Source organism: Microbacterium sp. LWH13-1.2, from assembly GCF_038397735.1.
In the GTDB taxonomy this organism is placed as follows: Bacteria; Actinomycetota; Actinomycetes; order Actinomycetales; family Microbacteriaceae; genus Microbacterium.
This window is the reverse complement of sequence record NZ_CP151635.1, coordinates 2,769,913-2,782,509: the sequence shown is the minus strand read 5'-3', so window position 1 is coordinate 2,782,509 and position 12,597 is coordinate 2,769,913. Positions and strand designations below refer to the sequence as shown.

General features: G+C 66.0%; 11 protein-coding genes. 9 read left to right on the top strand and 2 right to left on the bottom strand.

Annotated elements, in window-relative coordinates; genetic code table 11:
• Window positions 1-93 precede the first annotated feature (93 nt).
• Complete coding sequence (locus MRBLWH13_RS13435; protein ID WP_341955461.1) at window positions 94-801, top strand: NAD(P)/FAD-dependent oxidoreductase; 708 nt, start codon at window positions 94-96, stop codon at window positions 799-801.
• Here the strand turns inward: MRBLWH13_RS13435 and MRBLWH13_RS13430 are convergent.
• Window positions 798-3,812 carry an AAA family ATPase gene (locus tag MRBLWH13_RS13430; RefSeq protein ID WP_341955460.1) on the bottom strand — a complete coding sequence of 1,005 codons (3,015 nt, stop codon included), beginning with the start codon at window positions 3,810-3,812 and terminating at the stop codon, window positions 798-800. The genes MRBLWH13_RS13435 and MRBLWH13_RS13430 overlap by 4 nt on opposite strands.
• 74 nt (window positions 3,813-3,886) lie before the next feature.
• On the opposite strand from MRBLWH13_RS13430, the gene MRBLWH13_RS13425 reads away from it, so the two are divergent.
• The 6 genes from MRBLWH13_RS13425 to MRBLWH13_RS13400 all read left to right on the top strand — a co-directional run bounded on the left by MRBLWH13_RS13425 (window position 3,887) and on the right by MRBLWH13_RS13400 (window position 8,974).
• On the top strand, window positions 3,887-4,438 hold the full coding sequence (locus tag MRBLWH13_RS13425) for a hypothetical protein (protein ID WP_309687627.1): 552 nt from the start codon (window positions 3,887-3,889) through the stop codon (window positions 4,436-4,438).
• A 13-nt stretch (window positions 4,439-4,451) separates the two neighbouring features.
• Window positions 4,452-4,610 carry a zinc transporter permease gene (locus tag MRBLWH13_RS13420; RefSeq protein ID WP_341955459.1) on the top strand — a complete coding sequence of 53 codons (159 nt, stop codon included), beginning with the start codon at window positions 4,452-4,454 and terminating at the stop codon, window positions 4,608-4,610.
• Window positions 4,611-4,678: 68 nt separating this feature from the next.
• On the top strand, window positions 4,679-5,665 hold the full coding sequence (locus tag MRBLWH13_RS13415; protein WP_341955458.1) for an NAD(P)H-quinone oxidoreductase: 987 nt from the start codon (window positions 4,679-4,681) through the stop codon (window positions 5,663-5,665).
• Window positions 5,666-5,751: 86 nt separating this feature from the next.
• Window positions 5,752-7,440, top strand: coding sequence for an MFS transporter (locus MRBLWH13_RS13410; RefSeq protein ID WP_341955457.1), 1,689 nt, complete (start codon window positions 5,752-5,754; stop codon window positions 7,438-7,440).
• Complete coding sequence (locus MRBLWH13_RS13405) at window positions 7,437-7,901, top strand: lipocalin-like domain-containing protein (protein ID WP_341955456.1); 465 nt, start codon at window positions 7,437-7,439, stop codon at window positions 7,899-7,901. The genes MRBLWH13_RS13410 and MRBLWH13_RS13405 overlap by 4 nt, the downstream gene beginning before the upstream one ends.
• Window positions 7,898-8,974 carry an FUSC family protein gene (locus tag MRBLWH13_RS13400; protein ID WP_341955455.1) on the top strand — a complete coding sequence of 359 codons (1,077 nt, stop codon included), beginning with the start codon at window positions 7,898-7,900 and terminating at the stop codon, window positions 8,972-8,974. Before MRBLWH13_RS13405 ends, MRBLWH13_RS13400 begins: the two co-directional genes overlap by 4 nt.
• Before the next feature lie 40 nt (window positions 8,975-9,014).
• Here the strand turns inward: MRBLWH13_RS13400 and MRBLWH13_RS13395 are convergent, their stop codons facing one another.
• The gene (locus MRBLWH13_RS13395) at window positions 9,015-10,226 is read right to left on the bottom strand and encodes a cupin domain-containing protein (RefSeq protein WP_341955454.1); all 1,212 of its coding nucleotides are present in this window, start codon (window positions 10,224-10,226) and stop codon (window positions 9,015-9,017) included.
• A 158-nt stretch (window positions 10,227-10,384) separates the two neighbouring features.
• Between MRBLWH13_RS13395 and MRBLWH13_RS13390 the strand changes: the two genes are divergently transcribed.
• Both MRBLWH13_RS13390 and fumC read left to right on the top strand, forming a co-directional pair.
• On the top strand, window positions 10,385-11,113 hold the full coding sequence (locus MRBLWH13_RS13390) for a YoaK family protein (protein WP_341955453.1): 729 nt from the start codon (window positions 10,385-10,387) through the stop codon (window positions 11,111-11,113).
• A gap of 18 nt (window positions 11,114-11,131) precedes the next feature.
• Window positions 11,132-12,592: a class II fumarate hydratase gene (gene fumC, locus MRBLWH13_RS13385; protein WP_341955452.1), complete on the top strand. Its 1,461-nt coding sequence runs from the start codon at window positions 11,132-11,134 to the stop codon at window positions 12,590-12,592.
• The last annotated feature ends 5 nt before the right edge of the window (window positions 12,593-12,597 follow it).

The following is a 12,597-nucleotide window of genomic DNA, read 5'->3' as shown; positions in this document are numbered from 1 at the left end:
CCTTGGGGTGGGTGACGCCGCCAGGCGCTGTCTTTCGGTGCGGACCTCGTTCTCATGCGGCACGGCATCGCCCGGACGTTCAAAGACCATGACGTGCGCGCCGTCCTCGCCGACGGTTCGGAGATCCATGCCCGCGCGGCCCTCTCGGCGACGGGCGTGCAATGGAGGCGACTCGGTCTCGAGGGGGAGGATGAGTGGGAAGGGGCGGGCATCTACTACGGTGCAGGCACCAGCGAGGCCTCCGCCTGCATCGGATTGCACGTGTATGTCGTGGGTGGCGCGAACTCCGCAGGGCAGGCCGCGATGAACCTGGCCGCCCACGCCGCCCATGTCACCGTCGTCGTGCGCGGAGCTTCGCTCTCCTCGACCATGTCGGCGTACCTGCTCAATCGGCTTGCCGTGCAACCGAACGTCACCATCCTCGTCCACACCCGCATCGTCGCGGTCGACGGAGACGACCATCTTCGTGAGATCACGCTCGACCAGGCGGGCGTCACGGCACGCGTGCCCGCGACCCACCTGTTCGTCTGCATCGGCGGCGCCCCGAACACCGAGTGGGCAGAGACCACCGATGTCCGACTCGACAGTCGTGGCTTCGTCCTGACCGGTGTGGACCTCGCCCCCGCCGATCTCGAGCGGTGGCCGATTGCCCGGCCACCGTTCTATCTGGAGACCTCCGTCCCTGGGATCTTCGCCGCCGGCGACGTACGCGCGAAATCGGTCAAACGAGTCGCCTCGGCCGTCGGCGAGGGCGCGATGGCCGTCACTCTCATCCACCGATACCTGGCGGAACCGGACTAACCCGGGCGAGAGGAGCTTGCTGACGCGGCGGATTCCTCCTGGAATCGATGTGCGGCCTCGCGCCTCGTGTTCACGCCCCATTTCGAGAAGATGTGGCGAATGTGCGTGACGACCGTATGCGGGGACACCATGAGATCCTCGGCGATCTTCTGTGTCGTCAGCCCCGCTGCAATACGTTCGGCGACCTGATACTCGCGTGAAGACAACCCCATCGGGCCGTCGCTGACCGACTTCGCCCTCGTCCGAACTCCGCGGTTTCGGAGCGTTCGGAGCACGCGACTCACTTCGCGGGCCGCACCCAACTCCTCGAAGAGGCGCATCCCTCGCACGTAGCAGCTCGCCGCTTCATCGTCCGTCGGGGCGAGGCTGCCAGCGAGTTCGAGCAACCGAGCACGAATCAGCGGCCGCTCTACCTCCTCCATCAACGCGACCGCTTCCATGACAGCGGAGAACGATCCATCGCGCACCGCCTGCACAGCCAAGGACACCGCCGAGACGTACGCATTGTCGGGATTCTGGGACGCGCGACTGGCCGCGTGCCGGGCGACCTTCTCCACGGCGGCGTCGTCGCCCATCTTCTTGCTCAGATAGGCCAGGTACACATCGTCGGAGAAGTCTGCGGGACTGGTCATCGAGGGGATCGGCACGTTCACGCACTCGCGGGCCAGTGCCGTGTACCCGTAGGCCATCTCGATATCGCCGAGATCGAACGCTTCGAGCGCCAGGCTCCACTTGCCGGTTCTGGTCAGACTCATGCCATCCGCAAGGTGTTCCACGAGGGATCGAACACTCTGCCGCAGCTCGACATCGCCGGTGTCCAATGCGATCCGGTGCAGCACCACCCCCGCTGTGGCATTCGCGAAATCGCCGAGGTGAAGGAGCTCCGCGAGGTCGAGGACGGTCTCTGCTTGCTCGCGCGCTTGATCCAAGCGACCAAGGTCGTAGAGGACTCGGCAGCGCACCATCATCCAGAACGCCTCGGCGACGACGTACTTCGCAGTTCTCGCATCACGCAGACCGTCGTCAACAAGCCGAAGAGCGTCCTCGCAGTCGCCTCTGCTGTTCAGCATGAAGGCCATCCACAGGCCCTCCGGGACCCACAGCGCCGCGGACCTGCCGGCACGTTCGAGCTTCTCGAGCGCCGATTCTTGCAACCGTTGCGCCTCATCGAAGCGATTCTCGTTGAACAGAAGCACTGACTCGGTGGCGTCCACGGTGGCAACCGCGAGAAGATCGCGGTCATCATCGGCGTTCTGCCGGGCGCGTGCCAGGCTGTCGCGCAGGCCGACCGCGTCAGCCTTGTTCGCGTAGTTGAGTGCACGAACCGCGAGCAACTCCACGACGGTCTTCTGAGAGACCCCTCCGAGAGCCAGCGCTGTTTCCGTCTCCGCAATAGCTTTGCCGAAGTCTGACTCCGTGAGCTGCCTGGCGAAGGCGAGGCCGACCCGTGCGCGTTCGTCCGCGCTGAGGCCCGGGGTGAGCGACTCACGTATGAGATGGGCATCGTCCTGCAGTCCGCCGGCGAGTACCAACGGAAGCAGCTCGACCACGCGGGTCGAGTGGTGGATCCGCCCTTGCGCCAACTGTGCTCCACGCACCGTCAACTCTGCCGCGCCGCGGGCGTCGACGGGGGCGAGCTCCTCAGCCGCGGTGAAAAGCAGATCGATGGACGCGTCATCTCCGGCGTCAGCCGCTGCGGAAATCGGGGACGCCAGGGAAGACACCGACTCTCCGGCCCGCAACCGATGCTGCAGGACTTCTCGAGCGACCGCTCGCCGCACGGTGGGGGACAGACTGTCGTACGCTGCAGCCTGAATCGTGTCGTGACGGAACGCGAAGCTGCTTCCGGTGTCGACGACGAATCCGAGGTCGAGGAGTTGCTGCACCGCGGGAACGGCCTGTGCGGCGGATTGGCCGATGACATCCAAGACGCCGCCGAGGGGGAACTCTCGACCGAAGAGACTGCCGATCTGGGCGATTCGACGGGCATCAGCATCGAGCGCCGCGATGCGTTCTCGCACCGATGCGCCGTACCGGGCAGGAACCGCTTCTTTCTCGAGGTCGACCATGCCACGGGACGGATGCAGGAGCCCCTCTTCTTCCATCCCGCGAAGCATCTCGAGAATCAGAAGTGGCGACCCGCCAGTCTTGCGTATGGCCGCCTCGACCTTCGGCCCCGGCGCGGCCCCGAGAATGTCGCGGGCCATCGCATCGACAGCATCCACGTCAAGCGAAGACAGATCGATGACAGAGGCGAACTCTCGAAGGTTGACGAGGAACCGCCGATGCTCGGGGCCGTAGGCTCCGCTGCGTGTGGCGAAGACCCAGTACACAGGGAGGCCCTCAAGGGTTCGCAGCAGCGCGGCGAGGACCGAGAGGGACCCTGAGTCCAACCACTGCAGGTCGTCGACGACGACGAGTACCCCGGCGCGAGAACTGGCAGATTCCAGTGTGTCGCCGAGCACGCGCGTGATCCAGTACTGCGGCGATGCTCCCTGAATCGCCGCGTGCAGTTCGTCAGCGCTGAGCAGAGGTGGGTCCGCCTCGGTCACCGCACTGATGAGGGCACCCAACGGCGACAACTGCGAATCGAAATCCGGTGCCACGACCAGCGTCGACCATGCTCGTCCGTGCGCAAGCTGCAGAGCATGCTGCAGCAGACGGGTCTTGCCCATCCCGGGATCGCCGGAGAAAACCGTGACAGCGTTGTGCCCGGTGAACGCGAGGTCGAACCCCCGCTCAATCGCATGCACCTCTGATTTTCGACCGCGAACGGGAACCAGGTAGAGGTCGGCTGCACTCCCCGCCAGCGCGTCGCGGTTGCTGGCGCGATGTGGCTTGCGGGAGGGGGGCACGCACTCACGATACTCGCGCAGCGGCTGAACACGAGACGAAGCGGCTTTCGCCAATCGTCGCAACGCGTTTCGGGCAGAGGGTGCGCGAATAGAACATGCGATGTATCGGCGGCACCCGGGGGATGTAGCCCCCGAAACCGCCGAATAACGTCGCATCTGCGAGCGCCGGATCGGCGGCTCGTGCCAAACCACACCCCGCCGGACACCGGCATGAAACGAAGGAGCCACTCATGGCTGCAACCCCTCGCCCCGACCTCGTGCTCTCGCACGCCGTGGTCACGTCTGACGTCACCGGCAACTTCGATGACATCGACATCGAAGCGTGGCTGAAGAACCTCCCCACCCACGAGTACCAGCGGTGTGCACCCGGCGATCACAAGGCCGCCGGCTACACGGTCGACGACGACGGCACGCCCATGTCGATCAACGTCGAGGTCATCGGTGCGGGCCTGGTCATCCAGAACTACCGCTACGAGGTCGCCAGCAAGCACTACTGCAAGATGGTCTCCATCTCCGACGTTCTCTCCCCGGCCGGCTGGACCACCACCCAGGTGATCTGGGAGCTCGGCATGGAGCAGCTCGAGGGAGACCAGCTGCGCTACGTCAACACCGTGACCTCGCACCCGACGGAGGAGTTCCTGGAGTTCATCACGGCCAGCGGACAGACCTTCGAGGAGGCCGCGGCAGCCCGCCAGGAGGCCTCGGGCCGCCACTGCGAGCTCGAGACGCCGCACTACGCGCAGAGCATCGTCGCGTACGCCAAGGCCCACGCATCCGCCTGAGCGGAGAGTGACCATGGCCACCACGGACACGCACGCCGAGCACCACACGGTCGCAGAGCACGAGCACGGCGCGAGCTGCGGACACGACGCGGTCGCCCACGGCGACCACGTCGACTACGTGCACGACGACCACCGTCACGCGCTTCACGGCGACCACTACGACGAGCACTGAGAACCCGTCCGGGTGGAGGGGGCACAATGTCTCCTCCACCCGCTCGCGTTCGAGAACGAAGGAACCCCATGACCTCAGCAGTACGGTTCACCCGACCCGGTTCGCCTGATGTGCTCCGCCTGATCTCGGTGGAACGGCCCCAGCCCGCACCTCACGAGGTGCGCATCAGCGTCCACGCCGCCGGCATCAACAACGCCGACCTGCTCGAACGTCGCGGTCACTACCCCGTGCCTCCGGGGGCGCCCCCTGGACTCGGGCTGGAATGCGCCGGAGTCATCGACGCCGTGGGCGCGGACGTCACGGGCTGGAAGGTCGGCGACGAAGTGTGCGCGCTCCTCACCGGCGGCGGCTACGCGGAGGAAGTCGTCGTCCCCGCCACCCAGGTGATGCCGAAGCCCACCACTCTGACCATGTTGGAAGCGGCTGGCCTCCCTGAGGTGGCCTGCACGGTCTACTCGAATCTCGCCATGATCGCGGGCCTGAAAGCGGGTCAGACGGTTCTCATCCACGGTGCGGCCGGGGGCATCGGGTCTTTCGCCACACAGTGGGCGACCGCTATCGGCGCCCGGGTCATCGGCACCGCCGGAAGCAAGGCCAAGACCGACGCTGTCCTCGGCTTCGGAGCATCTGTCGCCATCAACTATCGCAGCGAGGACTTTGCCTCGGTCACGCGCAACGCGACGAACGGGCGCGGCGTCGATGCCATCCTCGACATCGTCGGAACGCCGTACCTCGAGAGCAACATCGAATGCCTCGCAGACGATGGCCACCTCGTCATCATCGGCGGATCCACCGGTCCGGCCACCGTCGATCTGTGGGAGTTGATGTCGCGCCGAGCCAGCATCTCCGCCACCCTCCTGCGGGCACGGCCCGCAGCCCAGAAGGCCGCGATCATCGCCGGTGTCACGCGCGACGTCCTGCCGCTCATCGAAAGCGGCGCCATCCGCGGCGCCGTCGACGCAGTATTCCCGCTCGCAGAAGCGAACCGGGCACATGAACTTCTCGAAGGCGGGCAGACCGTGGGGAAGGTCGTCCTGAACGCCCTCGAGCAGTAGCCCGTCTGGGGCTGGATCTGTCGGGCAGCGGCATCGAACGGGGGTTGCTGCTCCCGACAGATCACATCGACTTTGGAGACACCGCCATGAACACACCGGCACCCCGACCCGCAACCGGCGACGTCACGACTTCCCACGACACCGCACCCCGCACGTCGATCTGGGCGCCCCTCGCTGTGCCGATCTTCCGAGCACTGTGGTTGACGGCACTGGTCAGCAACATCGGTACCTGGATGCAGACGGTCGGAGCGCAATGGTTCATGGTGGAGCAGCACACCCACCCTCTTCTCATCGCCCTCATCCAGACAGCGTCCGCGGCCCCGGTGCTGCTCCTCGGTATCCCGGCGGGAGTGCTCGGTGAATTCCTGAACCGTCGTTCCATCCTCATCTGGATGCAGACACTCCAGGTACTGCTGAGCGCGGCTCTCGTGACGTTGACCGCGACAGGCGAGATGACGCCGTATCTGCTGCTGCTCATCACCGTGCTCCTCGGCGCCGCGACGGCCGTGCAGCTTCCCGCCTACCAAGCGCTGGCCACCGAGATCGTCCCGCTTCGTATGGTGCCGATGGCGGCGTCCCTCAGCGCCGTATCCGTCAACGTCGCCCGTGCCATCGGGCCAGCAGTCGCCGGCGTCCTGCTCTCCGGCTTCGGAATCGCCTTCGTCTTCGGGATGAACCTGCTGTCGTTCGCCGCATTCCTCATCGTCCTCATCGGCTGGCGCACCTACCGCCCGAACCCTCATCAGGCCGAGCGGTTCGTCGACGCAGCCCGTGCGGGCCTTCGTTACGTCACTCAGGCTGCCGTCGTCCGCCGCATGTACGTGCGTCTCGGAGCGTTCGTCGTCCCGGCTAGCGCGTTGTACGCACTGCTGCCGCTCATTGCCACACAGCGTCTGAATCTCGACTCCGCCGGGTACGGGCTCCTGCTTGCGGGGCTCGGCGTCGGTTCAGTCGGCGCGGCGTTTCTCATCCCGTGGTTCCATGCCCTGGGCGCGAACCGGACAGTGCTGCTGTCGTCGGCTCTCTTCGGGGCCGCGACCATCGGGGTTGCCGTATCCCCATGGCTATTCCTGACGCTGCCGATCCTCGCGGTGGCTGGAGCCGCGTGGATCGGCGTCGTCGCCACGCTCAACGGTGCCGTTCAGTCCTTCCTCCCCGTCTGGGTCCGCGCACGAGGTCTGTCCGTCTATCAGATGGTTCTCTACGGAGCCATGGCCGCGGGCGGCCTCGCGAGCGGACTCATCGCCGGGTGGATCGGCGCCATCGCCACCAGCGCCATTGCAGGGGCGGCGACGCTCGTCGTCGCCGTATCGCAGCTCTTCTGGCCACTGCTGGAAACGGCAGACAAGAAGCGAGACACGTTCGCCCTTCCATTGGCGGACGCTGTTCACGACATCGACGGGCACAGCCCCACTCTTGTCCTCGTCCGCTACGACATAGCCGAAGAGCAGGAAGCCGCGTTCATGCATCAGATGAATGCCGTCGAGCACAGCCGCCGACGAACCGGTGCTCGCACGTGGGCCTTGTATCAGGACAGGGAAGACGGCACGTGGGTAGAAGTCTTCGGGGTCGGCAGCTGGAGCGAGCATCTCCAACAGCACCAGACCCGTCTCACCCAGTACGACCAGGTCGTCATCGAGACGGCCGGCGCACTTGCACTGTCCGTCGACGTGAACCACCTCATCGAGCACGACAGTGTCGCCGGCGCACACACGAAGCCGCGACACAAGCACGCCACGGTGACAGCACGCACCCGACAGGAGAAGACTTCATGACGCTGACGGCCTCGGACCTCATCGGAGCATGGCGGCTCGTCAGCGCGACGGAAGTCTTCGCCGACGGCGTGCGAATGCCGGAGTTCGGTCCCGACGTGAAGGGTTACCTCTCGTACAGCCCTGACGGCATCGTCTCAGCGACCCTGGGGTCGACGGATCGGGTTCGCACGAACGACCCCGACCCGCAGTCCGTCTCGACCGCGAACCTGGCGCTCATGGCCGGAGGCTTCATCGCCTACGCCGGGCCGTACACCGTCGACTCCGCCAGCGACACGGTCACTCACCACGTGGATGTCGCCCTGTTCACCGGGTGGGAAGGCAAACCGCAGGCTCGGCAGGCCCGAATCGAAGGCAACGATCTGTTCATCACAGGATCTCCACGCACCACCATCGACGGGCTCACGTTCCACAGCGAACTGCACTGGACGCGGGTGGGTGCGCGCGCGACGCAGGGTTCATGAGCGCGGCCCGAACCGCACGGGCACTTGTGCATTTCGCTCCCGCGCCTCGCGCGTGGGTTCCCGCCACCCAAGCGACCATCGCGGTCGCCGGCCCTCCGGCCGTGTTCGCCGCCTACGGACAACTGCGCCTGGGACTCCTCGCGGCATTCGGCGCGCTCATCGTCTTGTACCTCTCCGGGCAGAGCAGGAGAGAACGCGCCGCGAAGCTGCCGGTCATCGCAGTCGGCTTCCTCGTGGGCACCATCATCGGCATCAGCACGGGAAGCTCACTGCCGACAAGCCTGCTCGCCATGAGCATCGTCGCCATTGTCTTCTCGTACGCGAGCTTGACGTTCAATGTGGGCCCGCCCGGCGCCATCTTCCCGGTCCTCACCGCAGGCTCCATGGGGCAGCTGACAGCACCCCTGTCGATGGGGGGAAGCGGGGTGGACCCGCTACTCGTCATCTCGGTTGTCGCACTGGGCGTCGTCGCCGGGTACGTCGTGATCGTCGCGCCGCTCGCCCTGAAACGGGTACGCACCGCAGATGCGGCACTGCCTCATGACTACCGTTGGACTTACAGCTGGAAGCCTGATTCTGCACGTATCTTCGCGCGCCTCACTGTCGCGGTCGTGCTCGCGGTGCTTGTGAGCGCATGGCTGGGACTCCACCACGTCGGTTGGGTGCTTCTCGCCGTCATCGGCATCCTGCAGAAGGATTCCGACCTGCACCTCGGGACTCTCCGGACGGCCCAGAGGCTCATCGGAACAGCTCTTGGTGTCTGCATCGCGCTCGTCTTCATGATCTGGATACCCGAGGGGTTTGCGCTGGTCGTCGTCGTCGGCGGACTCGTGTTCGGGTTCGTGTTCTTCATCCGCAGCAACCTCATGTTCGCGCTCATGGTGGTGACTCCGATGGCGCTTCTTCTCGTGGCCGGCGGCAGCCGTCCGCTGCTCGAAGCATCCATGGGCACGCGCATCATCGACACCGTCGTCGGAGGTGCCGTCGCCGGCGTCGTGCTGGGTGCTGTGAGCATCACCCGGAGGTGGGCAGCCCGCGGAGTCGGATCTCACAACACGGCAAAGGGGGTGTGACGCTTGAGCGCCACACCCCCTTCCGCTTTGACTTCGCGACTCAGCGCAGCGGCGTGATGCCCTGGGCCCCTCGGGGGAACGTCGCGAGCACGGCGGGGTCGATGTTGAGGTGCGCGGAGACGAGCTGCGGCGGCACGTGCGACAGCCAGTTGGCGAGCGAGATCTCCTCGTAGGTGTCGGTGCGGAACACCTCGAGGAACTGCAGCACGTCGTCACCGGTGTTCTCGATGTAGTGGCCGAAGTTCTTGCGCACCACACCCACGTCGCCCGCACGGAAGTCGGTCGTGTTCGCGTGCGGACCCGTGTTGAACACGGTCATGCGGGCCGAACCGCGCAGGTAGTACTGCCACTCATCGGCGTTCGGGTGCCAGTGCAGTTCGCGCATCGAGCCCGGTTCGACCGTGACGAGCGCCGCAGCGACGGTGCTCGAGTACTTGTAGTTGGAGGAATCGGCGATCTGGATGCTGCCGCCCGTGTTCTGGTAGAGCGGCTTCGAGCGCGACAGGCGGAAGATGACCGGCTCCATGCCCCACTCGACCCCGGCTGCGGCCTGGTCGACGTCGAGCGCCGGCGGCTCCTCGCCCGGGAAGATCCAGAGGTTGTGCAGGGGAATGTCGGAGAAGACCTCCTGCGCCACTCCGAAGTTCTTCGCGAGAACCTCGGGCGGGGTGTGCGCGAACCAGTCCGTCAGCAGCAGAGTGTTCGACTCGGACTGGTCGCCGTCGTCGAACGCGAGGACGAACTCGGCCCCGTCCGGTCCCAGCCCCTGCAGGGAGTGCGGGGTGCCGGCGGGGAAGAACCACAGGTCTCCTTCCTCCACGTCCTCCACTGCCGGGAGGCCTGACCGGCTCAGGGTCGTGACGCGGGCCTTGCCGCGAGTCATCACCGCCCATTCGGCGGTCTGGTGCCAGTGCAGCTCCCGGATGCCGCCGGGCTCGAGGTACATGTTCACTCCGGCGATCTCGTCGGAGATGTGGAAGTCCTGCTTCGTGAGCTCCCGCGCCCAGCCGCCGCGCTGTACGCGGCGGGGTGAGATGTTGAACGAGGACCAGAAGAACGGCTGCGTGCTGATGTCCGTCGCAGGCGCATGCATCTGATTCGGGAACTGCGACTCGATGACCTCGTTCTGCGGGCCGGTCATGGTGTTGCTCTGCGGGCGGTCGGCGATGTTGATCTCGCCTTCCTGCGGCAGGTCGGGGTTACCCAGCGAGGGGACTTCGTGACCCACCTCGGGGTTCTCGGACGTGTCCATGCGGTGCTCCTTCGTGACGATTCCGGACGATACCCAGGAGTCTGCCCAGCGGGCGGCTCGGAGCGCATCGAATCGTGACGAATGCACATTCGACTCTCGTCGCAAGGGCCTCAGCGCAATCGGCACTCTCATGAGAAGGCACCCACGCAGGAGGCCCCATGTCACCGCCAGCTCACGCTCTCACTCGCCACTACCCGTTGTTGGAGACGGCGCCCGCCGCAGTCGCGCTCGCTCTCGTCTCCGGTCTTCTCAACGCCTGGACGTTCGGACAGGTGGGCACGTTCGCCACCGTCCAGTCCGGCAACCTGCTGTCCATCGGCTACTTCCTCGCCGACGGCAACCACGGACGTGTGCTCCTCGCAGCGACCAGCGTCGTCGTGTTCGCCTTCGGCGCGTTCGTCTGCAGCATCTACGTCCTGTGGCGCGCACGGGAGGACAAGCCGTACTCCGCCGAGGTCCTCGTCTTCGAACTCGTGATCGTCGCACTTCTCGCCGTACTCACCGCGACCACCGGACTCAACGCGTGGGCGGTCGCATGGACGGTCAGTTTCATCGCGGGTGTGCAGGGCAACGCGTTCCACCGCGAGACCGGAATGCTCTACGGCAACATCGCCGTGACGTCCGTCGTCCAGATGGCCGCAAGCCTCGTTGCCCGAGCGCTGGGCCGACGGATCTCCGACGACGGTGAAGCGCACATGCGACCTGCCGGCGCGTACTTCGTCGTCCTCGTCGCTTTCGTGGTCGGTGGCGGCACGGGCTTCGGCATCGACGAGCTCTGGGCCGGCGCATCGCTCGCCACCGCCGCAGCCGTCCTCCTCATCCTGTTCATCGCGGCATCGTCGGCGCGTGGCCCCATCGATCCCGCGCAGAACAACCCCACCCCCTGAACCGAGAAGGAGCACACCATGACCACCGCCGACGCGAACACCCCCGAGTACGAGAACGTGCCCATCGGCACCGGACAGACCGGTCAGCGAAGCGAGTTCGACAGCATGGGAACTGTCGACGTTCCCGCCGAACGCTACTGGGGCGCACAGACACAGCGTTCCCTGCAGCACTTCTCCATCGGCCACGACCACATGCCCATCGAGGTCTACCGCGCGTACGGCGTCGTGAAGAAGGCCGCAGCGCTCGTGAACGAGAACGCCGGGCGTCTCGCCCCCTGGAAGTCGAAGGCCATCGTCCAGGCGTCTGACGAGGTCATCGCGGGCGACCTGGACGAGGAGTTTCCCCTCTACGTGTGGCAGACCGGATCCGGCACGCAGAGCAACATGAACGTCAACGAGGTCATCTCCAACCGTGCCATCCAGCTCCTCGGCGGCGAGCTCGGCACCCAGCAGCCGGTGGGTCCCAACGACGACGTCAACATGGCGCAGTCCAGCAACGACTCGTTTCCCACCGCTATGCACGTCGCCGCGCTGACGGAGCTCGACGACCGGCTGCTGCCGAGCCTGCGGGCGCTGCACGCGGAGATCGCGCGCAAGTCCACGCAGTGGATGGACGTCGTGAAGATCGGACGCACCCACCTCGAGGACGCCGTTCCCCTGACCGTTGGACAGGAATGGTCGGGATACGCCGCGCAGCTCGAATCCGGTATCCGCGACATCGAACACAGCCGGGAGGACCTGCTCAAGCTCGCCCTCGGCGGAACCGCGGTCGGTACGGGCCTGAACGCGCCCGAGGGGTTCTCTGTACAGGTCGCGGCGAAGATCGCCGAGCTGACAGGCAAGAAGTTCGTCACTGCCCCGAACAAGTTCGAGGCACAGGGCTCACTGGACGCGATGGTTCGCGCTCACGCGGCGCTGCGCGGCTTGGCCGTGTCGCTGATGAAGATCGCCAATGACATGCGCTGGCTCGCCTCCGGGCCGCGGACCGGGTTCGCAGAACTCGTGCTGCCGTCCAACGAGCCGGGCTCGTCGATCATGCCGGGCAAGGTCAACCCGACCCAGTGCGAGGCCATCGTGATGATCTCCATCCAGGTCATCGGAGACGACGCGGCCGTCGCGTTCGCGGGCTCGCAGGGCAACTTCGAGCTCAACGCGATGCGCCCCATCATCATCAACAACTTCCTCCACTCCGCGCGGATCCTCGGCGACGGGATGGCGAAGTTCCTCGAGTACTCGGTGTCCGGCACGGAGCTGAACGAGAAGAAGATCAGCTCCTACGTCGGCGAGAGCCTCATGCTCGTGACAGCGCTCAGCCCGGTGATCGGGTACCAGAACGCTGCCCACATCGCAGAGGGCGCCCTGGCGAAGGACCAGACGCTTCGCGAAGCAGCGCTCGCTTCCGGCAAGGTCACCGCCGAGCAGTTCGACTCCATCGTCGTGCCGGCCGACCTCGTCGGTCGCGGAGTCGGCGGAGCCTGATGCCG